Below are 26368 nucleotides of genomic sequence, written 5' to 3'. Positions count from 1 at the left end.
GCGACAACTACCGCCTCCGCATGCTCCTCGCCGCCGGCGGCCTCACCCCATGACCCCCACCGAATGTCCGAAGAGCCGCATAACCCCATCCTCGTTTCCAAGGTCAGGAGTCTCCAACAAAACCAGAGCGCTTCAACATGACCATGAACCGGGGTACTGCAAATCAAGAACGAACTCATGCGCAACTTTCGTTAGAGGCAGACCAAGGTAATCTTTCTAACGCCAAAGTATTCACTACCCTTGGAGGCAAGTCAATATGTCGGGTCAAGAATCGCGGTCCCACAATCGCCGCTATCGCTCCGAGGTACGTGCCAGCCAAGCCGCCGCAACACGATCCCGAATTTTGGATGCCGCAGCCAACCTGTTCATCGTCACGGGCTACACCGGCACTTCACTCTCAGACATCGCGCACAAAGCGGGCGTCTCAATCGAAACCGTAAAACTTGGCGGCCCCAAACGTCGCCTACTCCTTGACGCATTCACTCACAGCTTTGCCAGGAACGCGGACATTGATTCTCTCGCAGACCACGGCCAGGTCACCGAAATCACCGCTGAATCCGACCACACCCGCTACCTCGCAGGCATCGTGCACTTTGTCGCCGAATCGAACCGGCGCAGCAGCATTCTCTGGACGACGCTCCTGTCCGCCGCCAGATCCGACGCTCTTCTTCGCAAGGAAGTCGACGAGCTGCAACAGCGCCGCCGCGCAGACATCCTCGTGCTCGTTGACGAACTCCAGCGCCGCGGACTGGCACACACCGACCAGCCGCGAGAAACGGTCGCAGACAGCATCTCATTTATGCTGTCACCCGAGGGCTACAACCAGCTCGTGCTCGGCTCGGGCTGGAGCCAACCCGATTACGAAGCCTGGATCGCGCGCACCATACTCCTCACCTGCGCGCAAGACTAACTTCCACAGTCCCACCCGTAAGGCTGGAAAGTTTAAGAAACAACTCGGTGATGGGGCCTCGTGCGAGCCTCAGCATCAAAGAGCAGACCGTAGGCCCGATCCGATTGCAGTTGATAGCTCTTCACTCGCATGTACCGAGAGAGCTGATCGATACCGTGAAAGCGACAACGCCAGCCTGGTTCGTTGAGCTCCGCAAACTCGGTTACACGCTCAACCGGCGCAGGGCTGACATCCTCGCGTACTTCGATCACCCGCGGACATCGAATGGGCCGACCGAAGCGATCAACGGCAGACTCGAGCACCTCCGCGGGTCCGCGCTCGGGTTTAGGAACCTCACGAACTACATCGCGAGATCACTGCTCGAAGCTGGCGGGTTCAGACCGTATCTACACTCCCAAATGCGATGAGCCGCTTATACACTCACAAACTGTTCCGTCGAACTCGACTGGGTCTGCTGTATGAACAGGCGGCTTCCGCAGCAGGTGCAATGACAGATCATACTGCTTGCCACGGGAGTGACGGCCTGTGCAGGCGCGGCGATTGCAACGACGGGCTACAGCTTGTGATGACGGTCGACGTGTCTACTTCGCTCTGCGTCACGCAAGTCCTTGGGTCGGCAATGAGCCAGGCGGTTAGTCGGCTAATTCAATTAGACCCTGCCGATCCTGTTCGTGTACGGCGACCGCGACACGACACGACACGACAACTAGGGCCACGTCGGGCTCTCTCGGGATCGCCCAGGGCTTCGCGGGACATCGGTCGGGATCATTCAGGACCTTGCGGGATGTCTCGGTACACGACAACGCATCGGACGTGCGCTGCCAAGCAATATGACATGCACTCACCCGAGGCGGGCATAGCCCGCCTGACAAGGAACACCGTGTCTAGCGAACGGGTGTGAACTTGAGGTTCTGTGTCGTCGCCAGACGTCATTCGATACGCCAGTCGCCCGTCATTCCGGGGCTCAGCGCGCAAATAAAGCCCAGAAACACAAGGGTCTTCGTCTTGTCTGCTGTACGAGCGTGTCGCGTGCGGGCCGGGCGCGTCGGAGCGGAGGGAAAATCTTGCGGGTACATATGCGGGTACATGGGCCATTTTTGGCCCCAGATACGACGAAAGCCCTGACGAAAATCGCTTCTCATCAGGGCTTTTTGTCGGGCTGACAGGATTTGAACCTGCGACCCCTTGACCCCCAGTCAAGTGCGCTACCAAGCTGCGCCACAGCCCGTTGTTCTTCATTCTCACGAAGGCAACTCCCCTATATTAGCCGTATCCGAACGCGATTCGCGAACTGAGCGACGCTCGGCCGTGTCGCACGGCGATTCGCGGGTTCGAAGAGCTGTTTCAGCGTGCCTCTACGATGAGGGAATGCCGACGACGACGTCCCTCCGCTCCCCCATTCTTTGGGCGTTCGTCCCCTACCTCCTGATCTCGATCGTGCATGATGCGGCCCTCGCAATCCGCAGCGACCTCGCCGGCCCCACGAAGCTCTGGCTCATGCCGCTGCTCGCCCTGCCGATCCTCATCTCGGCACGCCTGCGCCCGCCTCTGGCGATCGCGCTGCTGCTCGCGGCGGTCGTCCTCTCCTGGATCGGCGACGGCGCCGGCGCGTTCTTCCCCGCAGGCCCCGAACTTCCCCTCATGCTCCTGTTCTTCGGCCTTGCCCACATCGCCTACATGGTCGTCTTCCTCCGCGTGCTGCGGATCCGCCGCTTCCCCCGCTGGGCGTTCGTCTACGCCGCCTGGTGGGCCGTGATGCTCGCGGTCCTCGGCCCGCACACCGGTGGCCTGTTCTTCGCCGTCGCCGCCTACGGACTCGTTCTCAGTGGCACCGCAGCACTATCGACCCGTTGCCACCCGGTCGTCGCGGTCGGTGGCATCCTGTTCCTCACGAGCGATACGATCCTCGCCTACCGGATCTTCCTCCCCGATGCGATGCCGTTCTGGACGAGCCCGGCCGTCATGCTCACGTATACGCTCGGACAGGGGCTCATCATCGCCGGTGCCCTCATCACTCTGCGTTCGAGGAGAGAAGAATGACGGATGCCGCGCCCAAACCGGTACGCGTCGACAGCTGGCTCTGGGCCGTCCGCGTCTACAAGACGCGCTCCGCGGCGACCACTGCATGCCGCGCCGGACATGTGCGCGTCAACGGCGACAAGGCGAAGGCCGCGCAGACGGTGAAGCCCGGTGATGAGCTGCGCATCCGCATCAGCGGCTTCGACCGTCACCTCGTCGTGCGTCAGACGCTCACCAAGCGGGTCGGGGCTCCTCTCGCAGCTGTCGCCTACGAGGACCGCACGCCGCCGCGCGAACCGATGGCCGCCCTCGGCGTGCGCGACCGCGGCGCCGGACGCCCGACGAAACGCGAACGCCGCGACATCGACAAGCTCCGCGGACGGGACTGAGAACCGAACGCGTCAGAGTCGCGCGCGCAACGCCGGCCAGGCGTTCGCGAATCCCGGATGCAACGACCGCTCGGCAACCTCGTCGATCGGCACCCATTCCAGCGCGACGCTCTCCGGGTCGCTGATGACGGGCTCGAACGGCGTCACGACATCGGCGACGACCGTCGTGTACGACCAGATCTCCAGATCCAGAACGCTCGTGAACCGCGGTGCGACCGCGCCCTCGGGAATACCCGCCTCCTCCGTCGCTTCGCGCAGCGCCCCATCGATCGGCGCCTCGTCCTGGTGCAGTGCACCGCCCGGCAGACCCCACGTGCCGCCGAAGTGGCTCCAACCGACCCGCAGCTGCAGCAGCACACCGCGCTCGGCATCGACGGCGAGGAGCCCGGCCGCTCCGAAGCGCCCCCAGTACTTCTCGCCCGTCTCGGCGACGACCCACGCATCCCCCGGATCACGCGGACCATCGGGTCGACGCGGTTCATCAGCGGCGGGAGGAATGATCGTCACCCGTTCAGCTTTTCACAGCATCCCGCTCAGATGGGAGAATGATGACGTGAAGCTACTCGTCGCCGCCCTCGATTCCGAACTCATCGCCTTCGACGGCCCGCTCGACGGGTTCGACCGTCTGGTGACCGGCCCCGGCAAGCTCAAGGCCACATTCGGCCTGACGCGTGCCCTCGATTCCGCCGAATACGACGAGATCCTCGTCGTCGGCACCGCAGGGGCCCTCGACCCCTCGGTTCAGCCCGGCGTGCACGAGATCGGTTCCACCTTCCAGCACGACGTCATCGACGAGAACGGCGTGCACGGCCAGCACGTGTCGATGCCGCAGAGCATCGCGCTGGCTGAGGGCGGATCGACGATCGCCACGGGCGACAGCTTCATCGACGACGCCGACGCGGTCATCGCGATCCGCGAACTCGGTGGGCAGCTCGTCGACATGGAGTCCTACGCCTACGCCTGGGTCGCCGCACAGTTCGGCGTGCCGATCCGCATCTGGAAGGCGATCTCCGACAACGCGCAGGATGGCGCGAACACCACGTGGGACGAAGCGGTCACCGCCTGCAGCCACCAGCTGCGCGACCGCGTGCGCGCCGAATACGGCGTCTGATCCCGCTCAACTCCGCGCGGTCAGCTGGGCGAATGCCCCGCCGGCCGCTCGCAGCTCTCCGGCCGTTCCGGTCTCGACGATGCGCCCTCGATCGATCACGGTGACGGTCGCGGCATCATCCAGCAGGTCGACCCGGTGGGTGATCTCGATGATGGTCGGCCGCTCCACCATGCCCCCGAGCCGCTCGCACACCGTCTGCGCGGTCGCCTCGTCGAGCTGGCTGAGCGACTCGTCGAGCACAAGAAGACGCGGCCGGGCGACGAGTGCACGGGCGAGGGCGATGCGCTGCATCTGACCTCCGGACAGCGTGGATCCGCGCTCTCCTACCCGGGTCCGAAGCCCATCGGGGAGACGGCCCTCTCCGAGCAGCACGGTCTCGAGCGCGTCGAACAGTTCGGCGTCCGATGCATCCGGGCGCGCGAGGCGCAGGTTATCGGCGACGGTTCCGGGGAACAGCACGGGCCGCTGATCGACGACCGCGACGGCACGCCGCAGCCCCGCCAGAGATGGTGCGGACACCGGCACCCCATCGAGCAGGATTCTCCCGGCATCGACGTCGTGCGCGCGCAGCAGAAGGCCCGCGACGGTCGACTTGCCGCTGCCGGAGACACCGACGAGCCGGTGCCATCCACCCGCTCCGACCGTGACGTCGATGTCCTCCAGTGCCGGTGAGCCGGTTCCCGGGTACGCGAACGACACCGCATCGAAGGCGACGCGAACCGGCCCGGTGCCGGCGAGCTCACCGCTGCCATCATCGGAGACGGCGGGTGGAGCATCAACGACCCGGCGCACACGGGCGCAGGCGGCGAGTGCCGCATCGAGTCCGCTGGCGAAATCGTCGGTTCCCGCTCCGCCGAGCCACAGACCGACGAGCACGGCGATGGCGAGCACAGCGGTCGTGGCATCGCCCGCGACGAGCAGCACGAAGACGACGGCTGCGCCCCACAGCATCCGCTCGATGATCTCACGCACCGCACGTGCGCGCGCGATGCGCATGCGCGCACGCGTGACGAGGCTCTCTCGTTCATGGCGGTCGCTGTCGCGGATGTCGCGGGCCTCGAAGGCGAGCACCTCGCGGATTCCCTGCACGTCATCGGCGACGTGAACGGCGACGTCAGCACGTGCGGCGAGTTCGGCGCGGGATGCTGCGCCCGCGGCCCCACCTCCGACGAACGGCAGCAGCAGGGCGATGGCCAGCGGAATCGCGACCGCCAGCGCCGTTGCCGGATCGATCAGAACAGCGAAGGCCGCCAGCGCGATCGCGGGCACGGTGACCGCGGCGATGACGGGCGGGATCGTGTGAGCGAAGAACACTTCGATGCGGTCGATGTCCTCCGTGGCGCGGGCGGTGAGCTCGGCCGAGGCCTTTCCGGTCGTCGCGGCCGGCGCCTGCGGGATGAGCCGGCGGAACAGCAGCTCGCGCAGCCTCTGCAGCGCGGCGAAGGCGACCCAGTGCCCGGCGTACTGCTCGAGGTAGCGCAGCCCGGCCTTCACGAGGCTGAGGATGATCAGGGTGAGCGCGAGCGGCCAGAGCGAGACGGGCTCCCCCGTCATCGCCTGCACGAGACCGGCGGCCGCGAGAACGAGGATCGCGACGTTCAGCAGATCACCGATGATGCGCGCGATCGTCGCGATGCCCAGCGGCCACAGCAGCGGCTTCGTCTGTCCGATCAGCCAACCGATCAGTGCGCGTCGCGGGGTCATCGTTCTCCTCCCGGGGTCAGATCGATGATGCGGTCCGCCGACAGCACCGCTGCGGGCCGGTGCGCGATCATCAGCACGGTGCGTCCCGCGGCGAGCTCGTCGAGTTTGGCGAGGAACGCGGCCTCGCCCGCGAGATCGACCTGCGAGGTCGCCTCATCGAGCAGCAGGATCGGCGCATTGCGCAGGTGCGCCCGCGCGATCGCGAGACGCTGACTCTGCCCGCCCGACAGCGACAGCCCGTGTTCGCCGACGAAGGTTCGCAGCCCCTGGGGCATCGCGCGCACCTCGTTCGCGAGGCCCGCGAACCCAAGCGCGTCCCACATGTCCTGCTCGGTGGCTGCCGCATCCGCGAGACGCAGATTGTCGGCGATGCTCCCGTGGAAGAGGTGCGTGCGCTGCTCGACGACCGCCAAAGCGCGGCGCACCGCGACGGGCGAGGCCTCGCGGGTATCGTTTCCGGCGACGGAGACCGACCCGCATGCCGGAACCACGTGTGCCTGGATCAATGCCGACACCGTCGACTTCCCGACACCGCTCGGGCCGACGAGGGCGACGCGCTCCCCGGGCTCGATCTCGAAGGAGAGATCCTGGACGACGGGTCGTTCGGCGGTCCATCCGGCGGTGACATCGCGCAGACGCAGGGTCGCGGCATCCGAGGCATTCGCGGAAGAGGAAGAGTCCGCGCTCGATGCACGCCGGCTGCGCAGCAGATGCGCACTGATCGCGCGCTGCGAGGCGCGTCCGCCGATGCCGATGTAGAAGAACTGGCCGACCATGTCGACGGGCCGGATCACCAGCAGGGTGCACAGCACCACGGCGAGCCCCTGTCCGATGGTCAGCCGTCCGTCGCCGACGCGGGCGATCGACATGAGCACCGCGATGAGCACGATGCCGAGCGATACAGCCGCGTCCATCACGAGGATGAGGATCTGGTTCGCGGCGAGCACCCGCATGAGACCGCGGCGGTGCCGCTCGCCCTGCTCCGAGAGCGCGCGTTCGGCGCGTCCTGCTGCTCCCGCGGCGACGAGGGCGCCGAGCCCCTGGATGTCCTGCAGGAACTGCGCGGCCAGGCGTCCGCGCTGCCGGCGGTTCTCCGCGCCGGAAGCCTTCGACAGCCGTTGCGCTGCGCCGATCAGCACCGGAACGAGGAGGACGATGACGAGCAGGACCCCGGCGATCACCGGATCCAGCAGGACCGCGATGATCGCGAGCACGAGAACCGGAGTCGTGAACGCGCCCAGCGTCGGGCCGAGGAACGCTGCCCGGTAACGGGCCGTGCGCTCCACGGATCCCGTCGCCAGCGCCAGAAGCGATCCGGACGCAGGAGCAACACGCACTCCCCTATCGAAGACGGCACCCATGATGCCCTGGCGCAGCATCCGCTCCGCACGATCCTGCACACGCGCCGTCGTCATGGTCGCGAGCCCGCTGATGACCGCGGCGACCACGACTCCCGCGACGATCCCGCAGATCGATGCGACGGTGCTGCGCCCGGCGGCCATCGCATCGATGGCCGCTCCCACGCACAGGAAAACGACCGAGAGCGCCCCGGCCTGCAACCAGGTCAGCACGACGGAGAAGGCGGTCGCCCGGCGAGGAACGGATGCTGCGATGAGCGGGTGCTGTTCGGCGGTCATCTGCGCTCGTCCTTCCTGCACGGCAGGCGCGACCGTGCCTGCAGGATTGCCGCGCACGGCGTCGAATGACGATTCGCCCTTGCCCGTGACATCGACCACACCGATCGTAGCCGGGTTCGCTATGCCCCGCCTCGGTGAGACGTGTCCGCGGGCGGTCAGCGCGCGAGGGCCTCCGCGTGGTTCGCGCCCGCGCTCAGCCGTCCGGCGGCCAGTTCCTCCGCCGCCGCCAACGGGGTCACGCCGCGCTCCTCGGCGTCGCGCAGGATTCTGCGCACGGTGTCACCGATGCCCGCGACCCGCTTCATGATCTCGTCGCGCTCGCCCAACTGCTTGGCCTCGAGGTCGAGATAGATCACTCCCCCGGCGTTGACGACGAAGTCGGGGGCATACAGGATGCCGCGATCGGCGAGGCGCTGGGCGCCGCTGTGATCCGCCAGAGGGTTGTTCGCCGGGCCGCACACCGCTCGGGTGTCGAGTGCGTCGATGACCTCGTCCGTCAGGATCCCGCCGATTCCGGCCGGCACGAAGACGTCGCTCACGAGCGCGTGCTCCGTACCGGGCTCCACCCACACGGCACCGAGATCGTCCGCCAGGGCGCGCCGCGCCGGGTTCACGTCGGTCACGGCCAGGCGCGCGCCCTCGGCAGCCAGACGCGTCGCCAGGCGACCGCCGACCTGCCCGAGGCCTGAGATCGTCACGGCTCGTCCCGCGACATCAGCGCTACCAGTCGCGCGTTCGAGGACAGCGCGCAAGGACTCGTAGACGCCCAGGCTCGTGGGCCCGGCCGGCTCTCCCGAACCGCCCGCAACATCCGGCAGCCCCACCACATGGTCGGTGCGCTCGGCGACCACAGCCATATCGTCCATGGTCGAGCCGACGTCCTCGGCGGTCCGATATGCGCCGCCGAACATCTCCACGGCATCGCCGAGGTCGAGGAACGCCGCACGTCGGCGCTCCGCATCGAGAACCGTGCCCTCCGGCAGACCGATCACGGACTTGCCACCCCCGGCGTCCAGGCCCGCGGCCGCATTCTTCAGCGTCATCGCCGCCGACAGCCGCAACGCATCCCCCAGCGCGTCGCTCCAGTGCGGATACGTCCACAGCCGCGCACCGCCGAGCGCCGAGCCGAGAACCGACGAATGCAGCGCCACAGCGAGGAAGAGGCCGCTGCGCCGACCGGTGACCACCTCCACGCGCTCATGGGCGAACTCGGGCAGGGGCAGGGTATGCGACATCGCATCCTCTTTCGACAGGCCTTGTGGGCGCAAGAAGGCGGATACCGCGTTGTCGCGGCATCCGCCTTCATTGCACCACTCGGTGCGCCTTTCGGCAAGGGAGGGTCAGCGCTGGCGCTTCTCCCGCACACGCATGTTGACGACGATCGGGGTTCCCTCGAACGAGTACAGCTCGCGCAGGCGACGCTGGATGAATCGGCGGTATCCGGGATCCAGGAAGCCCGTCGTGAACAGCACGAACGTCGGCGGACGCGTGGCCGCCTGGGTTCCGAACAGGATGCGGGGCTGCTTGCCGCCGCGCACCGGGTGCGGGTTCTCGGCCACGAGCTCCGTGAGGAAGGCGTTGAACTTGCCCGTGGGGATACGGCGGTCCCAGCTCTCCAGAGCCGTCTCCAGTGCGGGGACGAGCTTGTCGAAGTGGCGACCGGTCTTCGCGGAGATGTTCACGCGCGGAGCCCACGCCACGTGCGCGAGGTCCTGCTCGATCTCGCGCTCCAGGTAACGGCGACGATCCTGGTTCTCCATGTCGAGATCGTTGAGGCGATCCCACTTGTTGAACGCCAGGACGAGAGCGCGGCCCGACTCGATCACCAGGTCGATGATGCGGATGTCCTGCTCGCTGATGGGCTGCGAGACATCGAGGACGACGACGGCGACCTCGGCCTTCTCGAGCGCGGCGGACGTGCGCAGCGACGCGTAGAAGTCCGCGCCCTGCTGCAGGTGCACGCGACGACGGATGCCGGCCGTGTCGACCAGGCGCCACAGCTTGCCGCCGATCTCGACGACCTCATCCACCGGATCGCGGGTGGTTCCGGCGAGATCGTTGACGACCACGCGCTCCTCGCCCGCGGCCTTGTTCAGCAGCGACGACTTGCCGACGTTCGGACGGCCGAGGATCGCAACGCGGCGCGGGCCGCCGACCTCGTACTTCGCCACGGCGGAGATGGCCGGCAGCTTCTCGAGCACGGCGTCGAGGAGGTCGGCGACGCCGCGGCCGTGCACGGCAGACGTCGGGTGGGGCTGGCCGAGGCCGAGCGCCCAGAGACCCGCGGCCTCGGATTCCTGGCGGGCGTCGTCGACCTTGTTGGCGACGAGGAAGACGGGCTTGCCGCTCTTGCGCAGAAGCTTCACGACGTGCTCATCGGTCGACGTGGCGCCGACCATCGCGTCGACGACGAACAGGACGACGTCGGCGAGGTCGATCGCGACCTCGGCCTGTACGGCGACGGAGCGGTCGATGCCCTTGGCATCCGGCTCCCATCCGCCGGTGTCGACGAGCGAGAATCGGCGGTCGTTCCACTCTGCCTTGTAGGTCACGCGGTCGCGCGTGACTCCGGGCGTGTCCTCCACGACGGCCTCGCGGCGGCCGAGGATGCGGTTCACGAGCGCGGACTTGCCGACGTTCGGACGACCGACGATCGCGACGACGGGAAGAGCGGGGAGGAACTCGATCCCGCCCTCTCCCTCGGTCAGCCCCGCCAGCAGCGCGGCATCGTCCTCATCGAGGTCGTAGTCGGCGAGACCGGCGCGCATCGCCGCTGCCCGCTGTTCCGCGAGCTGCTCGTCGAGCGCGTCCATCTTCTCGGCGAGATGGTCGGGACCACCCTCGTATTCTTCTTCAGCGGCCATTGCCCGCTCCTTGCTTTCGGTCGATCACCGTGAGCACGGCTTCGATGGTCTGGGGGAAATCGAGGTCGGACGAATCGACCACCTCGACGCCTTCTGCGGCGTTGAGGAAGTCGACGACCGCGCTGTCGGAGGCGTCGCGCTTGTGCAGCGCCTCGGCGACAGCGGCCGCGTTCTCACCGGCGAGTTCGCCGGCGCGGCGGGCCGCACGTACATCGGGTGCGGCGGTGAGGAGGATGCGCACCGGAGCGTCCGGAGCGACCACCGTCGTGATGTCGCGCCCCTCGACGACGACGGCCGGGTAGGGCGCGGCGGCGACGAGGGAGCGGAAGAAGATGTTGACCTGCTCGCGGATCGCGGGAACGCGGGCGACACCGCTGACCGCCGCCGAGACGCGCGGTTCGCGAATGGCAGCGGTGATGTCGGTACCGCCGACGGCGACCGTCCGGTCATCGACCTCGAGCCCGAGGCGCAGGTCGAAGTCGGATGCCGCGGCCAGGACGGCCTCGACGTCATCGGTGTCGTCGCCGCGCTCGAGCACATGCCACGCCAACGCCCGGTAGGCGGCGCCGGTGTCGAGGAGTCCGTAACCGCGCTGACGCGCGATCGCCTTCGAGACGCTCGACTTGCCGGATCCCGCCGGACCGTCGATCGCGATGAAATCACTCATTGGTCATACCTGCAATCTGCCATCCGCGCTTCTGCAGTCCGTCGACGGCGCCGATGAGTGCGGCCGGGGCCACGCTGATCTCGGCGAGTCCGAACTGGGCGCCCGGCGAATGCTCCAGGCGCAGGTCCTCGACGTTGACCCCGAGCTCGCCGAGCTCGCCGAACAGGCGACCCAGTTGTCCCGGAGTGTCGTCGACCATGACGACGAGCTGTTCGAAACGACGGTTCTGCCCGTGCTTGCCCGGCAGACGCTCCACCCCGTCGTTGCCCTGACGGATGGCCTCGGCGACGACGCGGCGAGCGCCCGGAGCATCCGGTTCGCGCAGCGCATCCGAGACGACCTTGAGGTCTTCGGCGAGCGCGTCGAGGATCTCGACGACGGAGTGCGCATTGGCGCCGAGGATCTGCACCCACAGCTCGGGGGCGGATGCCGCGATGCGGGTCGTGTCGCGCACGCCCTGCCCCGTCAGGCGCAGGGATTCCTCATCGGCGGCGGCGAGGCGTCCGGCGAGAAGGCTCGCGACGACCTGCGGCACATGCGAGGTGATCGCGACCGATCGGTCGTGCTCCTCGGGCGTCATCTCCAGAGGCATGGCACCGACATCGAGTGCGAGGTCCTCGACGAGCGCGAGGTCCTCGGCGCGGGTCTCCTCATCGCGGCACACCACCCAGGGGCGCCCGATGAACAGATCGGCGCGGGCAGAGATCGCCCCGCCCCGCTCGCGCCCCGCGAGCGGGTGCGAGCCGATGTAACGGGTGAGGTCCACGCCGCGACCGACCAGAGCGCGGAATGGCTCGAGCTTGACGCTCGCGACATCCGTGACGACGGCGTTCGGGAAGCGGGCGAGCTCCGCCTCGATCACATCGGCGGTGACGTCCGGTGGAACAGAGACGACGATCAGCCGAGGCGCATCGTCCTCGCGCGCGGCACGGCCGGCACCGTAGTCGATCGCCAGGCGCAGTTGCGCGGGCGAGGTGTCGGCGAGGACGACATCGACGCCCTTCGCGCGCAGCGCGTGTCCGATACTCGCTCCGAGGAGGCCCGCGCCGACGATGCGCACGGTCCCCGCAAGGCGCGGCGCATTGCCGTTGCCATTCGTTCTGGCGCTGTCGATCACACGTTCTCCTGGGCGTCTCCCGGCGTGGCGTCCGCGGGGGCATCGTGGCGCGCGAGAGTCAGAAGCGCACCACGTTCGATTTTACTCAGTTCCCGGCTCTTCCCCGCCGGGAGAGTTCCCAGGTGGAGCGGGCCGAACTGGCGCCGCACGAGTTCGACGACCGGATGCCCCACCGCGGCCATCATGCGACGCACGATCCGGTTGCGCCCCGAGTGGAGGGTGAGCTCCACCAGGCTCGAGCTCCTGCCCTGCTTCGAGCTGTCCAGCAGTCGTGCCTTATCGGCCTTGATGAATCCGTCCTCGAGATCGAAGCCGGTCACGAGCTTCTGGATCACCTGCGGCGTCACGATCCCCTCGACCTTGGCGATGTAGACCTTCGTCACGCCGAAGGACGGGTGCGCGAGCACGTGGGCGAGCTCGCCATCGTTCGTGAGGATCAGCAGGCCGCTCGTCTCGGCATCCAGGCGCCCGACGTTGTACAGGCGCTCCTCGTAGTCCTGCGTGAACCGGCGCAGATCCGGCCGGCCGTTCTCGTCCTTCATCGTGCTCACGACACCCGTGGGCTTGTTGAGCATGACGTATCGCTTGGAGACGTCGAGCTGGATCGCGGTGCCGTCGACATCGACCAGATCGACCTCCGGGTCGATGCGCCGGCCGAGCTCGGTCACGGTCTCGCCGTTGACGCGGATGCGCCCCTCGACGATGTACTGCTCCACCACGCGGCGCGAGGCGACGCCAGCTGCGGCGAGGACCTTCTGAAGGCGGACGCCCGTGGGCGCCTCGCCGAATGGTTCGATGGTCATGTTCATCGGATGCTTCCTTCTTCGAATCCGTCTGCGCCGTCGTCGAGCAACGGCGAGATCGGTGGCAGCTCGTCGAGCGAGTTGATGCCGAGGTTCTGCAACAGCGCGTCGGTCGTGCCGTAGTTGATGGCGCCGGTCTCGGAGTCGGCGAACAGTTCGGTGATGAGACCACGTGCGACGAGCGTGCGCACGACGGAGTCGACGTTTACCGCGCGGATGGATGCGACCTGGCTTCGAGTGACCGGCTGCTTGTAGGCGATGACCGCGAGGGTCTCCAGAGCCGCCTGCGACAGGCGCGCGGGCGCCTGCCCGCCGACGAACTCGGCCACGAGATCGTCATGATCCTCGCGCACGTACAGTCGCCAGCCGCCACCGACCTCGCGCAACTCGAATCCGCGCCGGGGCCCCGCGCCGCGCCCGTCGTAGTCATCGACCAGCGATTGGATCGCCTGCCGCACCGCCGGTACGGGAGCGGCGACCGCGGCGGCGAGCGCGACGAGTCCCAGTGGCTCGTCGAGGATCAGCAGGATCGCCTCGAGCCGCTCCGCCAGCGGGGCCGGAGAGGTCGCGGCATCCGTCATGTCATCGGTCATAATCGGCTCCCAGCGTGGCGAGGGTCTCGTCGGACCACGTATCGGCGATCCACCGCAGCGTCAGCTCTCCGAGCGGCTCGAGCTGCTCGAAGGAGATCGCCGCGTGGCGGTACAGCTCGAGCACCGAGATGAACCGGGCCACGACGATGCCGGGCTCCGTCGTCCCTGCGACGAGCTCCCGGAAGGACAGAGACTCGACGCCCCGCAGCAGCGCGACGACGATGGCTGCTTGCTCCCGGATGCTGACCAGCGGCGCGTGCAGATGATCCAGGCCCACGCTCGGGATCTCCTTCGGCGCGAACGCGAGCAGTGCCAGCGCCGAGAAGTCGTCGACGTTGAGCGTCCAGACCAGCTCCGGCGTCTGCTGACGATGACGCTCGTCCAGGCGGACGGCGCGAGTGTGCCGTCCCTCTTCTCTCCGGAGGCAGCGCGAGAACCAGCTCGACACCTCCTTGAACGCCCGGTACTGCAGGAGCCGGGCGAACAGCAGATCCCGAGCCTCGAGCATCGCGACGGCCTCGGCGTCGACGAGCTCCCCCTGCGGCAGGAGACCCGCCACCTTCATATCGAGCAGGGTCGCGGCGACGACGAGGAACTCGGATGCCTGATCCAGCTCCTCGTCGGTGTCGAGCGCGCCCAGATACGCGATGAACTCGTTCGTCACCGCGCTGAGGGAGACATCGGTGATGTCCATCTCATGCTTCGAGATCAGACTGAGCAGCAGATCGAAGGGGCCGTCGAAGTTCGACAGCGACACGCGGAAGCCATCGGTCGAGGCATCATCGACGGCATCGGCCGCGTCGACCGCGGAGCCGATAGCGGGGGCGAGCGGACTCTCGCTAGGCGACGGCACCACGGGCGACCAGCTCCCGGGCCAGCCGCAGATACGCCTGAGCGGCGGCATGCTCCGGCGCGAACTCGATGATGGGGACGCCCGAGACCGATGCGTCGGGGAACTTCACGGTGCGTCCGATGACCGTTTCGAGGACATCGTCGCCGAAGGCCTCGACCACGCGCTCGAGCACCTCGCGGGAGTGCAGGGTGCGGGCGTCGTACATCGTGGCCAGCAGCCCGTCGAGCTTGATGTCGGGATTCAGCCGGTCTCGCACCTTCTCGATCGTCTCGATGAGCAGGGCGACACCGCGCAGGGCGAAGAACTCGCACTCCAGCGGGATGAGCACGCCGTGGCTCGCGGTGAGCGCGTTCACGGTGAGAAGGCCCAACGACGGTTGGCAGTCGATGAGGATGACGTCGTACTCGTCGGAGACCTGGCGCAGCACTCTCGCCAGGATCGTCTCGCGGGCCACCTCGTTGACCAGGTGCACCTCCGCGGCCGACAGATCGATGTTCGCCGGCATCACGTCGAGACCGGGGACCCCCGACTTCACGATCACCTCTCGCGCATCGCGCTTGGTGTCGAGGAGGAGGTCGTAGATCGTCGGTACATCGTGGGTCGGAATCCCCAGGCCTGCCGACAGCGCGCCCTGCGGGTCGAAGTCGACGGCGAGCACCTTGCGGCCGTATTCGGCCAGGGATGCGGCCAGGTTGATCGACGTGGTCGTCTTGCCGACTCCGCCCTTCTGGTTGCACAGGGCGATGATCCGGGCGGGGCCATGCGAATCGAGCGGCGCAGGAGTTGCGAACCCCTGATAGGGGCGCCCGGTGGGTCCCATGACGACGTCGCCACCCTTTGACGCTGTGCCCTTGGACTTCGCCACGTTCTGAGCCACCGAATCTCCCGCTTCCCTTGTGCTTGCTCGATTCTAGCTATTCACCCGGCGTGATACCGTCTCCGATCCGGCGATCCGGGGGAAACTCTCGCTAGAATTCAGAGATCCCGGCGGATCACCCGACTCCGCCGCCCCTCGGAGGACGGGAATGCAGCCAGCAACGCCCGAGCACGCAGAGACGCTCGACGACATCGCTCGTGCGCTCGTGCAGTACCGCGCGCACGGCGGCCTTGTGTCGTACGCCGAGATCGCGGCACGCATCAGCGCCTACCGGCAGGAGAGCGGCGCCGCCGCGCACCAGGCGTCCGTCGCCAAGACCACCGTCTACGACGCCTTCCGCACGGGCCGGGCCCGCATCGACCCCGATCTCATCGCCGACATCGTCCGCGCTCTCGGCGCCGACGATGAAACGACTCAGGCCTGGCGCACGCGCGCGGTCAATGCGCACCGTTCCGTTCCGGGGGCAGCACCGGCGGCATCCGAGACCGCGACTGTGCCCACAGCATCCGCCGTCGCCGCCGCTCCCCCCGCGACGAAGGCGAAACCGTCGGCGCCCCCGACGTTCATCGCGCCGGTCCTCTCATTCCGACAGATGCTGCTCCCCGTTGCGACGCTCATGACCGCCGCCATCATGATCAACGTCATCGGCGCCGGCGCCGTGACCTTCCTGCGTCTACCCCTGTATCTCGACATGATCGGCACAGCCTGGGCCGCGATCGCCCTCGGCCCCTGGTACGGAGCTGCGGTCGGCATCCTCTCGAACGTGGCGTCCATCGGCGTCAACAGTCACGACGCGATCCCCTTCGTCCTCGTGAATGTCGTCGGCGCTCTCGTCTGGGGCTATGGCGCCCGCAGTTTCGGCATGGCACGATCACTGCGCCGATATCTGTCCCTCAACGTCATCGTCGCGATCGTCTGCACCCTCGTCGCCCTTCCCATCATCCTGGTTCTCTTCGGAGGCATGACCGGCCACGAGGCCGACGGGATCACCGATTCCCTCCGCTCCATCGGGGCTCCCCAGCCCCTGGCCGTGTTCGTCTCCGACCTACTCATCTCCCTCACCGACAAGGTGTTCTCCGGCTTCCTCGCGCTCGGACTCCTCATCTCCTCGGCGAGTTGGGTCCCACAACCCCCCACGCCGACGATCTGGTCCATCCGCGACTGATGGCGCGGCGGCGGGCAGCTCCTCAGCTGTCGCCCCCGCCGCGCTGTGCCCAGACGGCTCCGATGCCCCCACCGAAGCCCTCTGGGCGGTGTCCCCAGCTTCACCAGCTCGTCATCAACGTTACCCATCCGGAGTAGCCGTATTCGGCGGAATGGATCATTCCGAACGAAACCGAATACCAAGTCCGAACGATTCCGAACGGCGTGATTCCGGGGCGCTCGACGGTTCAGCGCGCCCGCGGGTGCGAGGTCGCGTAGATGTCGCGCAGCGCATCGACGGAGACGTGCGTGTAGATCTGAGTGGTCGCGACGGACGCATGCCCGAGCAGCTCCTGCACGACACGGACGTCGGCACCGCCCTGCAGAAGATGCGTGGCGAAGGAGTGGCGCAGCGTGTGCGGTGACACCTCGACCGTGAGTTGCGCGCGCTCGGCCGCCGCCCGGATGATCAACCACGCACTCTGACGCGACAGCGGTGCTCCTCGGGCGCCCAGGAAGAGGCGGGCGGAAGACCGCCCCTGCGCCGCGAGCGCCGGGCGCACGCGCGCGAGGTAGGCGTCGACGGCGTCCCGGGCGAAAGACCCGACCGGAACGATCCGCTCCTTGGACCCCTTTCCCCGCAGACGAAGCACATCCCCGTGCGAGAGGTCGTCGACGTCGAGGCCGGTGACCTCCGAGACGCGCGCACCGGTCGCGTACAGAAGCTCCAGAAGCGCCCGATCACGGATCCCGAGAGGCTCATCGGCCGCGGGCGCGCCGAGAAGCAGCTCGACCTGATCGATCGTGAGCGCCTTCGGAAGGCGCTGCGGTGTCTTCGGCGGGCGCAGGCATCCACTGGGGTCCTCGACCTCGACGCCCTCGCGCACGAGGAAACGATGAAGACCCCGGACCGACGATTGCAGGCGGGCGAGACTCGTCGCGGCCGGAACCGGAACGATCGCCGATCGATCCGCGATGAAGCGGCTGATCGCCGAACCGGTGATCGCCGATGTGTCATCGATCCCGGCATCCGACAGCCAGGCCTGGTAGACCGTGAGATCGCGCTGATAGGCCCCGACCGTGTGCGGTGACAGCCCTCGCTCGATCGTGATGTGCCGAAGATATGCATCGATCGCGCGTTCCACGCGCATGGTCAGCCCCGCAGTCTCCGCTCGGCCGCCAGGACCCCGAGGCTCAGGATGCCGTTGCGCAGCCGGCCGGCGAGAACGCCCTCGACGGCCTCCGTCAGGGGTACCCGCTGGATGCGGATGTCGGCCTCCTCCGCTTCGCGGGCGAAAACCTCCGTGGCCGCGGAGAGCCCGCGAGCCAGATAGATGCGGATCATCTCGCTGTTGCCGCCGGGAGTGGTCCACGTCGTGACGAGGGGCTCCCAGTGCTCGGCCACGAGATCCGCCTCTTCGGCGAGCTCCCGCTGAGCCGCATGCAACGGCTCCTCCCCCGCGATGTCGAGAAGACCGGCGGGAAGCTCCCAATCGCGATATCGGATCGGATGCCGGTACTGCTGGATCAGCAGAACGCGGTCATCGTCGTCCAGTGCGAGGACCGCCACCGCGCCGGTGTGCGCGACGTACTCACGAGTGATCTCATCGTCGCCGTAGGCGAAGCGATCCGATCGGACGTCCCACGCCCACCCGGAGTGGACGACCTCGCTGCTGAGGACGACGGGCTGATAGGGCTCGTCCCGGAGTTCGATCCGGGACGAGCCCTGCGAGTCAGAGGTCGGTGCCTCAGGCATCTTCTTCGACGTCGAACAGCTCGCTCGAGCGGTGACGCTCGATCGCCGCGCCGATGAGGCCGCGGAACAGCGGGTGCGGGTCCGTCGGGCGCGAGCGCAGCTCGGGATGCGCCTGGGTCGCGATGTAGTACGGGTGCACGTCGCGCGGCAGCTCGACGAACTCGACGAGGTCGAGCTCCGGGTTCAGGCCCGAGAAGACGAGCCCGGCTTCGGCCAGACGCGGACGGTAGGCGTTGTTGACCTCGTAGCGGTGACGGTGGCGCTCGGAGATCGTCGTCGCGCCGTAGACCTCGGCGGCCAGCGATCCCTCGGCGAGCGCGGCCTGGTACAGGCCCAGACGCATCGTGCCACCCAGGTCGCCGCCGTCGAGGATGTCGACTTGCTCGGCCATCGTGGCGATGACGGGCTCGGTCGTCTCGGGGTCGAACTCACTCGAGGACGCACCGGCGATGCCCGCCATGTTGCGGCCGTACTCGATGACCATGCACTGCAGGCCCAGGCACAGGCCGAGCGTCGGGATCCCCTGCTCACGCGCGAACTTGAGCGCGCCGAGCTTGCCCTCGATGCCGCGGATGCCGAAGCCGCCCGGCACGCAGATGCCGTCGAGATCGCCGAGCGCCTTCTCAGCGCCCTCGGTCGTCTCGCAGGAGTCGGAGGGGATCCAGCGAAGCGTGACGTGCGCCTCGTGCGCGAAACCTCCTGCACGCAGAGCCTCGGTCACCGACAGGTAGGCGTCGGGCAGGTCGATGTACTTGCCGACGAGACCGATCGTGATCTCGTGCTTCGGGTTGTGCACCGCCTGAAGGACCTTCTGCCAACGCGTCCAGTCGACCTCGGGCGCGGCCTTCTCGTCGAGGCCGAGACGACGAACGATATAGGAGTCCAGGCCCTGGTCGTTCAGCGTCGAGGGGATGTCGTAGATGCTCGGCAGGTCGACCGTGTTGATGACGCCCTCGGCGTCGACGTCGCACATGAGCGCGATCTTGTTGCGGTTGGACTCGCTCACCGGGCGGTCGCTGCGCAGCACGAGGGCGTCGGGCTGGATGCCGACCTGGCGGAGGGCCGCTACCGAGTGCTGAGTCGGCTTGGTCTTCTGCTCGCCCGACGCACCCATGAAGGGCACGAGCGATACGTGCACGAAGAACACGCTGTCGCGGCCGAGCTCGTGGCGCAGCTGACGCGCCGCCTCGAGGAACGGCTGAGATTCGATGTCGCCGACCGTGCCGCCGACCTCGGTGATGATGACATCGGGCTTCGGCGTCTCATCGGCCTGCAAACGCATGCGGCGCTTGATCTCGTCGGTGATGTGCGGGATGACCTGCACGGTGTCGCCGAGGTACTCGCCCCGGCGCTCCTTGGCGATGACCTGGGAGTAGATCTGACCGGTGGTGACGTTCGCCGCCTGCGACAGGTTGATGTCGAGGAAGCGCTCGTAGTGACCGATGTCGAGGTCGGTCTCAGCACCGTCGTCGGTCACGAAGACCTCGCCGTGCTGGAACGGGTTCATGGTGCCCGGGTCGACGTTCAGATACGGGTCGAGCTTCTGCATCACGACGCGGAGTCCGCGTGCTGTGAGCAGGTTTCCGAGACTGGCTGCGGTGAGCCCCTTACCCAAAGACGAAACGACACCACCGGTCACAAAGATGTGCTTGGTCGTGTCGTTCTTGGGTCCCGCTGCAGAAGAGTTCATCACGGGCTTCAATCCTAACAGTGAGTGGGAGCAGCAAGTCTGAGAAGCTCCCGGGCGTGGGTGAGTGCGGCATCCGAATCGGAGAGTCCCGACAGCAGACGGGCCATCTCGGCCTCTCTGTCATCGCCGTCCAGACGGCGCACGCTCGAGGCGGTGACGGCTCCGTCATGCGATTTCACGACGGACAGGTGGTTCGAGGCGAACGCCGCGACCTGTGCCAGGTGCGTCACGGCGATCACTTGGGAGTTCTCGGCGAGTCGGGCGAGTCGTCGGCCGACCTCGATCGCTGCGGCCCCGCCGATGCCCGCATCGACTTCATCGAAGACGAAGGTCGGCACGGGGTCGGTTCCGGCAATCACGACCTCGATCGCGAGCATGACCCTCGACAGCTCTCCGCCGGACGCCGTCTTCGCGACCGGTCTCGGCTCGGAACCCGGGTGCGGCGCCAGGAGGATCGCGATCTCGTCACGGCCGTGCGTGGTCTCGGATCCTGGGCGGACCTCGACCTCGAGACGAGCATCCGGCATCGCCAGAGCATGCAATTCATCGGTGACGGCCGCGCTCAGTCGGCCCGCGGCTTCGACGCGGACGGCGGTCAGCGCGGATGCTGCGCTCTCCAGCACCGCACGGGCCTCATCGCGCTCGAGCTGCAGACGCTCCAGACGTCCGGAGTCGTCGTCGAGCTCGGCGAGTCGGGCGGCGCCCGTCTCCCAGAGCGCGAGCGCGTCGTCGAGGGAGCCGTGCGCGCGGATGAGCGTGTTCAGCGCCGAGCGGCGTTCCTCGACGGCTGCGAGCTCGTGCGGACCGGTTTCATCGAGGTCGGCGAGGTACGCGGAAAGCTGCAGAGCGATGTCGGAGACGCGGTAGCCGAGGTCGGCGATCTGCGCCGAGATGTCGACCAGGGCACTGTCAGAGGCGCGCTCGAGGTGGCGTCGGGCTTCGCCCAGCAGTCCGGAGACATCGGCGGCATCCTCTTCGTCGGAGAGTGCGCTCCGCGCAAGCGAAGCCGCGAGGCGGAGCTCCTCGGCATTCGCCAGCTTCTCGGCGCGCTCGGAGAGGACCACGTCCTCGCCCTGCTCGGGCGCCGTGGCCTCGATCAGCGCAAGCGCCTCGCGCAGCCGGTCGGCTTCTTCGGCACGGCGATCCCGGTTCTCGCTGATCTCGAAGATCTCTGCGTCGAGCGTTCGCCAGCGTGCGTAGGCCTCGCTGTAGGTTCCCCGTTGCCGGGCGACGGCCTCGCCGCCGAATCGGTCGAGTGCATCACGCTGCGCACCCGCCGAGCGCAGCCTCAGCTGCTCGGACTGCCCGTGCACGACGACAAGCTGCTCCGCGAGCGAGGACAGCACCGCAGCGGGCGCCGCCCGTCCGCCGACGCTGGCTCGGCTGCGCCCCTCGGCGTTCAGCGTGCGGGAGACGTAGAGCTCGCTGCGGGAGTCATCGATGGGTTCGAGGGATCCTCCGGCATCCGAGACGATGTCGGAGACCGGCCCTTCTGCGGGCACGATCCAGACTCCGGAGGCGGATGCCTGCGTCGCGCCCGCACGCACGGCCCCGGAATCCGCCCTCTGGCCGAGCAGCAGCCCGAGCCCCGTGACGACCATGGTCTTACCGGCCCCGGTCTCCCCCGTGATCGCCGTGAATCCGGGCCCCAGAGGCAGCACCGCATCGGCGATCACGCCGAGGCCCTGCATGCGCATCTCCTCGATCATGCCTTCATCGCCTCGCGGCTGCCACGCCAACCCGCGACGGGGAGCTGGAACTTGCGCACCAGTCGATCCGTGAACTCCGCCGGGTGCAGGCGGGCCAGTCGCACGGGACGAGACGAGCGGCGCACGACCACTCGAGCCCCCGGCGGGAGGTCATGCGACCGACGGCCGTCGCACCAGAGGATTCCGGTGCAGTCCGTACGATCGAGCATCTCGATCGCCACAGCCGCATCCGGGCTCACGACGAGCGGACGCGCGAAGAGCGCGTGCGCCGACAGCGGCACGACCGCGATCGCCTCCACGCCCGGCCAGATGACCGGACCGCCGGCAGAGAAGTTATAGGCGGTCGAGCCCGTCGGCGTCGAGATCACCATGCCATCGCAACCGTAGCTGGAGAGCGGTCGCCCGTCGATCTCAACGACGACCTCGATCATTCGCTCACGGCTGGCCTTCTCGACCGTCGCCTCATTCAGCGCCCAGGTCTCGAAGACGACGGCACCCGAGGCATCCTTGACCCGCACGGCGAGGGCCAAGCGCTCCTCGACATCGTAATCGCGCGCGATGACGCGGTGGACGGCCTCGTCCATAGCATCCCGCTCGATCTCCGCGAGGAACCCGACGTGACCCATGTTGATGCCCAGGACAGGAGCACTGTTCGTGCCGCGCACGAGTTCGGCCGCGCGGAGGATCGTGCCGTCGCCACCGAGAACGATCGCGAGCTCGAGATCATCGACCCGGATGCGATCGCCCAGCTGGTCGACATCGGCGAAGGCGCCATCGACCGCTGCCAGCTCGGCGCAGTCGTCAGGTGCGAGGACCGGACGAGCACCGGCGGCGCGCAGCAGCTGGATCACACGACGGGCCGCGGAGACGGTTTCTTCGCGCCCCGCATGGGCGACGACCAGGATGTTGCGTTCGCTCATCGTCCTCCTGCCAGCTCGTCGATGCGGTCTTTCCATTGTGTCGGATTCTCACCGCGTCCGGGCGCCATGTGGACGACGAACTCCGCGTTGCCGTGAGTGCCGAGGATCGGTGAGGGAATGATGCCAAGCATCCCGAGACCCGCATCCCAGGCATTCCAGATGACACGCGCAACCGCATCGGCGCGCGTGGCCGGATCGGTGACCAGCCCGCCGCGCACCGCGGTGCGCCCGACTTCGAACTGCGGCTTCACGAGAATCACCAGATCGGCGCCAGGCGCCGCCACTGAGACCGCCGCCGGCAGGATCAGATCAAGGGAGATGAAGGAGAGATCCCCGACGATCAGCTCGGGAGCAGTCGTCTCCCCTGTCGCCTCGGCGAGGTTCTCCGGTGTCATGTTGCGGACGTTGAAGCCCTCGACGTTGACCACGGCGGGATCTGCGGCGATGCTCGATGCGAGCTGGTCGTGGCCGACGTCGACCGAGAGCACCCGACGAGCGCCGCGTTCGAGCAGCACCTGCGTGAAACCTCCGGTGGAAGCCCCCATGTCAAGGGCGAGACGCCCGCTCACCGGAACATCGAAGGCGTCGAGAGCCGCGTTGAGCTTATGGGCGCCGCGACTCACATAATGGTCGCTCTCGGCGACCGTCAGCACCGATTCATCTCGCACCGCTGCGGAGGCCTTGATGATCTGGCGCCCGTCCACGCTGACGAGCCCGGCGGAGATCAGCGTCGCCGCATGAGAGCGGGAGCGAGCCAAGCCTCGTACGGCCAGGGCCGCATCCAGGCGCGTCACTGCGGGCCCGCCGTCGAACCGCTCATGCTCGATGAGCTCTCCAGCCGACGGAACAGCTCGTCGTGAACCGTGGCATACGCGTCGGCACGCTGGGCGATCGGCTGGCTCTCGATAAGCCGCAGACGGCTCCACAGCGCGTCAGTGGGTTCGGTTGCCGTCGGGTCGCTCACGTCTTCCACTTTAGAGGCCACCACCGACACGCGCCGAAAGGCGCACTCAGGGGCGGTGGAACGGATCAGCGTAGAGCCGCTCCGGAACATTCATGACGAAGATCGGCGTTCCCGACTCCCACACAGCGGCAGCTCCTGCCCGCAGAAGGTCGATCTGCGCGGAGCCTTCGGACAGGATCTCGACCTCGGCGCCGACGACGCGCACGGTGGCGCCGTTGACGGTGACGGCTCCGTTCCCACGCTGGATCTGCGGGTACGGCTCATGCAGTTCACGCAGATCGCTCACGATGTAGGTGGGTCGCGACCCTTCGGGGGCGGCAAGAACGTGCTTGGGACGATCGATACCGGTCAGAACCAGCACGGACGACATTCCGGCTCGCGAAGCCCCCATGATGTCGGTGTCGAGACGGTCTCCGATGAACAGCGGCTGGCTGGCGCCGAACCGGGCGAGCGCCTCTTCGAAGATCGGCACCTCGGGCTTGCCGGCGACGGTCGCGAGACGGCCGACCGCGGTATGCACGGCCGACACGAGCGTGCCGTTGCCCGGAGCGACACCACGCTCGCGCGGAATCGTCCAGTCGCTGTTCGTCGCGATCCAGGGAATGCCGCCCTCATCTTCGGGGTCTTTCAGCGCGAAAGCAGCCTCGGCGAGGTCTGTCCAGGCGACGTCCGGGGCGAAGCCCTGAACGACGGCATCCGGTCCGTCCTCCGCGCTGCGAGTGACGGTGTAGCCGGCCTTCTCCGCTTCGACGACCAGTCCCTCTCCCCCGACGATGAGGAGCTTGGCCGGTGCCGGAACAATAGTCGAGAGCAGACGCATAGCGGCTTGCGGGCTCGTCACGACCTCATCCGCGCGGACGCTCAGCCCGAGTTCGGTGAGGTGCTGCGCAACAGAGGCATCCGTGCGCGCCGCGTTGTTCGTGATGTAACCGACCTTGCGGGATTCAGCGACACGGTTCAGGCTCTCAACCGCGTGCGGGAGCGCTCCCGGACCGGCGTAGACGACACCGTCGAGGTCCGCCAGGACCACGTCGACACCGGCAAGCGGTGTTCGGTCAGCGGACTTCGACGACCTCGAGAACAGACCCACTCAGGACTCCTTCGACTCTTCCTCTGCCGATTCGACGGCATCCGTGCTTTCATCCTCATCGACGGAGTCATCCGACGCCGAGGAGCTCTCCGCATCCACTGCGGGAACCTCATCCTCATCATCGGGCATGTCGATGAACATGTCTTCGACGACGATCTCGTCTTCGTCGTCGTCCGAGAGGCCGAGGGCATCGGCGGCAACTTCTGCGCGCTCCTGCCAGTAGGCCGCTTCATCCGTCCGGCCGAGATCCTCGAGGACTGCGGCCTGGGCGCTGAAGAGCGCAGGGCTCCACTCGAAGGCGCGGTTCGGGTCGAGTTCGGGGATCTGCAGCTCGCCGAGTGCCAGCTCCACCTCTCCCTGATCAAGGCGTGCACCGGACATCGCGATCGCCAATGCGACGCGAACAGCCGACGGCAACGCAGCCCGGTCGACGGAACGGCCCGCTTCCAGAGCACGGTCCGGACGGCCGACGCCACGCTCGCTGTCGACCATCAGAGCGATCTGGTCGTCCTTGCCGGAGATGCGGCGGAACGTGCGCAGCTCGCGAAGAGCCAGCGCAAAGTCTCCCGTCGCGTATGCCGTGATCCCGAGCGTCTCGCGGACGATCGCGATACGACCGGCCCGACGAGATGCGGCCAGAGCATGCTTATGCGCAAGCTCGGGGTCCTCCTCGATCAGACGCGATGCCATAGCCAGATGACGCGCGACTTCCTCGGCATTCTCCTTACTCAGAGTCTTGAGCTCGTTGCGAGCGGGGCCGAAAAGGTCACGGCCGGTGACGTCATCGGGAACGATCGGATCATCGTTACGGGGACGATCGGATGCGTGGTGCATCGGTCGTTCCCGGCCGACGCCGCCGCGCTGCGGGAAACCGCGGCCGGCATCGCGATCACGGCGCGGTGCCCGGTCGGAACGGTCGCGGTCAAACCCGCCTTCACGCTTCTGGTACCCACCCTCACGACGGTCACCATCACGACGCGGAGCACCGCCATCACGACGCGGAGCACCGCCATCACGACGCTGGTACCCACCCTCGCGGTTCTGGTACCCGACTTCCCGGCGGTCGCCATCACGACGCTGGAAGCCGACCTCGCGACGGGGAGCGCCAGAGTCACGGCGCTCATGCCCACCTTCACGACGGTCACCATCACGACGCGGAGCACCGCCATCACGACGGTCACCATCACGACGCGGAGCACCGCCATCACGACGCTGGAAACCACCCTCACGACGGTCACCATCACGACGCGGAGCACCGCCATCACGACGCTGGAAACCACCTTCACGGCGGTCGCCATCGCGGCGGGGTGCGGAGTTCTCAGAACGCTGAGGGCGGCCCTGCCGCTCGTCGCGGCGGGGGCGGGATTCGTTTTCGCGGCGCGGTCGGCGCTCGTCCTCGTTCGTCATGGTCCTGATTCTCTCAACTTCCCGTAAAACGCAAAATGGCCACCCATCGATGGGTGGCCATTTTGTCTAAAAGAAGTTCGGCGGTGTCCTACTCTCCCACAGGGTCCCCCCTGCAGTACCATCGGCGCTGTGAGGCTTAGCTTCC

Annotated in this window: 25 protein-coding genes, 1 tRNA gene, 1 rRNA gene and 2 pseudogenes; 7 read left to right on the top strand and 22 right to left on the bottom strand. The window is 67.5% G+C overall.

The genetic code is table 11. From position 1 onward, the window contains the following. The first annotated feature begins 256 nt into the window (after positions 1-256). Both ACWAUG_RS12725 and ACWAUG_RS12720 read left to right on the top strand, forming a co-directional pair. Positions 257-910, top strand: coding sequence for a TetR/AcrR family transcriptional regulator (locus ACWAUG_RS12725; RefSeq protein WP_460802687.1), 654 nt, complete (start codon positions 257-259; stop codon positions 908-910). Between the two features lie 137 nt (positions 911-1047). Further along, positions 1048-1317 (top strand): annotated as a pseudogene (locus ACWAUG_RS12720) (transposase); the annotation flags it as partial. A gap of 747 nt (positions 1318-2064) precedes the next feature. On the opposite strand, the gene ACWAUG_RS12715 reads toward ACWAUG_RS12720, so the two are convergent. Beyond that, positions 2065-2138 (bottom strand) — tRNA-Pro (locus ACWAUG_RS12715). Positions 2139-2278: 140 nt separating this feature from the next. Between ACWAUG_RS12715 and ACWAUG_RS12710 the strand changes: the two genes are divergently transcribed. After that, entirely contained in the window at positions 2279-2950 is a 672-nt protein-coding gene (locus ACWAUG_RS12710) for a lysoplasmalogenase family protein (protein ID WP_460802686.1), read from the top strand. Continuing rightward, complete coding sequence (locus ACWAUG_RS12705) at positions 2947-3318, top strand: RNA-binding S4 domain-containing protein (protein WP_460802685.1); 372 nt, start codon at positions 2947-2949, stop codon at positions 3316-3318. Before ACWAUG_RS12710 ends, ACWAUG_RS12705 begins: the two co-directional genes overlap by 4 nt. A 15-nt stretch (positions 3319-3333) precedes the next feature. Here the strand turns inward: ACWAUG_RS12705 and ACWAUG_RS12700 are convergent. Then, positions 3334-3825: pseudogene (locus tag ACWAUG_RS12700) on the bottom strand (NUDIX domain-containing protein); the annotation flags it as partial. 46 nt (positions 3826-3871) lie between these two features. Between ACWAUG_RS12700 and ACWAUG_RS12695 the strand changes: the two are divergent. Next, positions 3872-4429: a phosphorylase family protein gene (locus ACWAUG_RS12695; RefSeq protein WP_298038587.1), complete on the top strand. Its 558-nt coding sequence runs from the start codon at positions 3872-3874 to the stop codon at positions 4427-4429. A 6-nt stretch (positions 4430-4435) separates the two neighbouring features. On the opposite strand, the gene ACWAUG_RS12690 is transcribed toward ACWAUG_RS12695, so the two are convergent. The 10 genes from ACWAUG_RS12690 to ACWAUG_RS12645 all read right to left on the bottom strand — a co-directional run bounded on the left by ACWAUG_RS12690 (position 4436) and on the right by ACWAUG_RS12645 (position 15487). After that, on the bottom strand, positions 4436-6133 hold the full coding sequence (locus ACWAUG_RS12690) for an ABC transporter ATP-binding protein (RefSeq protein ID WP_460802684.1): 1698 nt from the start codon (positions 6131-6133) through the stop codon (positions 4436-4438). Continuing rightward, a complete protein-coding gene (locus ACWAUG_RS12685) occupies positions 6130-7869 on the bottom strand; it encodes an ATP-binding cassette domain-containing protein (RefSeq protein ID WP_460802683.1) in 1740 nt (579 codons plus the stop codon). The genes ACWAUG_RS12690 and ACWAUG_RS12685 overlap by 4 nt, the downstream gene beginning before the upstream one ends. Positions 7870-7925: 56 nt before the next feature. After that, positions 7926-9005, bottom strand: a complete 1080-nt coding sequence (locus ACWAUG_RS12680; protein WP_298038580.1) for a Glu/Leu/Phe/Val dehydrogenase family protein — start codon at positions 9003-9005, stop codon at positions 7926-7928. 105 nt (positions 9006-9110) lie between these two features. Continuing rightward, positions 9111-10634 carry a ribosome biogenesis GTPase Der gene (gene der / locus ACWAUG_RS12675; protein WP_460802682.1) on the bottom strand — a complete coding sequence of 508 codons (1524 nt, stop codon included), beginning with the start codon at positions 10632-10634 and terminating at the stop codon, positions 9111-9113. Then, entirely contained in the window at positions 10624-11301 is a 678-nt protein-coding gene (gene cmk / locus ACWAUG_RS12670) for a (d)CMP kinase (RefSeq protein ID WP_298038575.1), read from the bottom strand. Before cmk ends, der begins: the two co-directional genes overlap by 11 nt. After that, positions 11294-12418, bottom strand: coding sequence for a prephenate dehydrogenase (locus tag ACWAUG_RS12665; RefSeq protein ID WP_460802681.1), 1125 nt, complete (start codon positions 12416-12418; stop codon positions 11294-11296). The genes cmk and ACWAUG_RS12665 overlap by 8 nt, the downstream gene beginning before the upstream one ends. After that, the gene (locus ACWAUG_RS12660; RefSeq protein WP_298038570.1) at positions 12415-13221 is read right to left on the bottom strand and encodes a pseudouridine synthase; all 807 of its coding nucleotides are present in this window, start codon (positions 13219-13221) and stop codon (positions 12415-12417) included. The genes ACWAUG_RS12665 and ACWAUG_RS12660 overlap by 4 nt, the downstream gene beginning before the upstream one ends. Positions 13222-13223: 2 nt before the next feature. Then, on the bottom strand, positions 13224-13814 hold the full coding sequence (gene scpB / locus ACWAUG_RS12655) for an SMC-Scp complex subunit ScpB (protein WP_298038568.1): 591 nt from the start codon (positions 13812-13814) through the stop codon (positions 13224-13226). Beyond that, entirely contained in the window at positions 13804-14670 is an 867-nt protein-coding gene (locus tag ACWAUG_RS12650) for a segregation and condensation protein A (protein ID WP_460802680.1), read from the bottom strand. The genes scpB and ACWAUG_RS12650 overlap by 11 nt, the downstream gene beginning before the upstream one ends. Continuing rightward, the gene (locus ACWAUG_RS12645) at positions 14654-15487 is read right to left on the bottom strand and encodes a ParA family protein (RefSeq protein WP_298038665.1); all 834 of its coding nucleotides are present in this window, start codon (positions 15485-15487) and stop codon (positions 14654-14656) included. The genes ACWAUG_RS12650 and ACWAUG_RS12645 overlap by 17 nt, the downstream gene beginning before the upstream one ends. A 205-nt stretch (positions 15488-15692) precedes the next feature. On the opposite strand from ACWAUG_RS12645, the gene ACWAUG_RS12640 reads away from it, so the two are divergent. Beyond that, entirely contained in the window at positions 15693-16709 is a 1017-nt protein-coding gene (locus ACWAUG_RS12640; protein WP_460802679.1) for a hypothetical protein, read from the top strand. A gap of 226 nt (positions 16710-16935) precedes the next feature. Here ACWAUG_RS12640 and xerD read toward each other — a convergent pair whose 3' ends face one another. From xerD to ACWAUG_RS12595, 9 genes are read right to left on the bottom strand one after another with little or no spacing between them, the layout of a single operon-like run. Next, a complete protein-coding gene (xerD, locus tag ACWAUG_RS12635) occupies positions 16936-17838 on the bottom strand; it encodes a site-specific tyrosine recombinase XerD (RefSeq protein WP_460802678.1) in 903 nt (300 codons plus the stop codon). A gap of 2 nt (positions 17839-17840) precedes the next feature. After that, on the bottom strand, positions 17841-18443 hold the full coding sequence (locus tag ACWAUG_RS12630; RefSeq protein WP_460802677.1) for an NUDIX domain-containing protein: 603 nt from the start codon (positions 18441-18443) through the stop codon (positions 17841-17843). Beyond that, a complete protein-coding gene (locus ACWAUG_RS12625; protein WP_460802676.1) occupies positions 18436-20133 on the bottom strand; it encodes a CTP synthase in 1698 nt (565 codons plus the stop codon). The genes ACWAUG_RS12630 and ACWAUG_RS12625 overlap by 8 nt, the downstream gene beginning before the upstream one ends. Before the next feature lie 14 nt (positions 20134-20147). Continuing rightward, the gene (gene recN / locus ACWAUG_RS12620) at positions 20148-21842 is read right to left on the bottom strand and encodes a DNA repair protein RecN (protein ID WP_460802675.1); all 1695 of its coding nucleotides are present in this window, start codon (positions 21840-21842) and stop codon (positions 20148-20150) included. Beyond that, the gene (locus tag ACWAUG_RS12615; RefSeq protein ID WP_460802674.1) at positions 21839-22762 is read right to left on the bottom strand and encodes an NAD kinase; all 924 of its coding nucleotides are present in this window, start codon (positions 22760-22762) and stop codon (positions 21839-21841) included. The genes recN and ACWAUG_RS12615 overlap by 4 nt, the downstream gene beginning before the upstream one ends. Then, positions 22759-23556, bottom strand: a complete 798-nt coding sequence (locus tag ACWAUG_RS12610; RefSeq protein WP_460802673.1) for a TlyA family RNA methyltransferase — start codon at positions 23554-23556, stop codon at positions 22759-22761. The genes ACWAUG_RS12615 and ACWAUG_RS12610 overlap by 4 nt, the downstream gene beginning before the upstream one ends. Next, entirely contained in the window at positions 23553-23726 is a 174-nt protein-coding gene (locus ACWAUG_RS12605) for a hypothetical protein (protein ID WP_460802672.1), read from the bottom strand. The genes ACWAUG_RS12610 and ACWAUG_RS12605 overlap by 4 nt, the downstream gene beginning before the upstream one ends. A gap of 46 nt (positions 23727-23772) precedes the next feature. Continuing rightward, positions 23773-24816 carry an HAD-IIA family hydrolase gene (locus tag ACWAUG_RS12600; protein WP_460802671.1) on the bottom strand — a complete coding sequence of 348 codons (1044 nt, stop codon included), beginning with the start codon at positions 24814-24816 and terminating at the stop codon, positions 23773-23775. Beyond that, entirely contained in the window at positions 24817-25650 is an 834-nt protein-coding gene (locus tag ACWAUG_RS12595; RefSeq protein ID WP_460802670.1) for a hypothetical protein, read from the bottom strand. Here ACWAUG_RS12595 and ACWAUG_RS12590 point away from each other — a divergent pair. Continuing rightward, on the top strand, positions 25642-26250 hold the full coding sequence (locus tag ACWAUG_RS12590; RefSeq protein WP_460802669.1) for a hypothetical protein: 609 nt from the start codon (positions 25642-25644) through the stop codon (positions 26248-26250). The genes ACWAUG_RS12595 and ACWAUG_RS12590 overlap by 9 nt on opposite strands. Positions 26251-26298: 48 nt before the next feature. Here the strand turns inward: ACWAUG_RS12590 and rrf are convergent. After that, a 5S ribosomal RNA gene (gene rrf / locus ACWAUG_RS12585) occupies positions 26299-26368 on the bottom strand; the annotation flags it as partial.

The sequence above is a fragment of the Microbacterium sp. GXF6406 genome (genome assembly GCF_054798215.1).
Note: the sequence above shows the minus strand (reverse complement) of the source record. Positions and strands in the feature narration are given on the sequence as shown.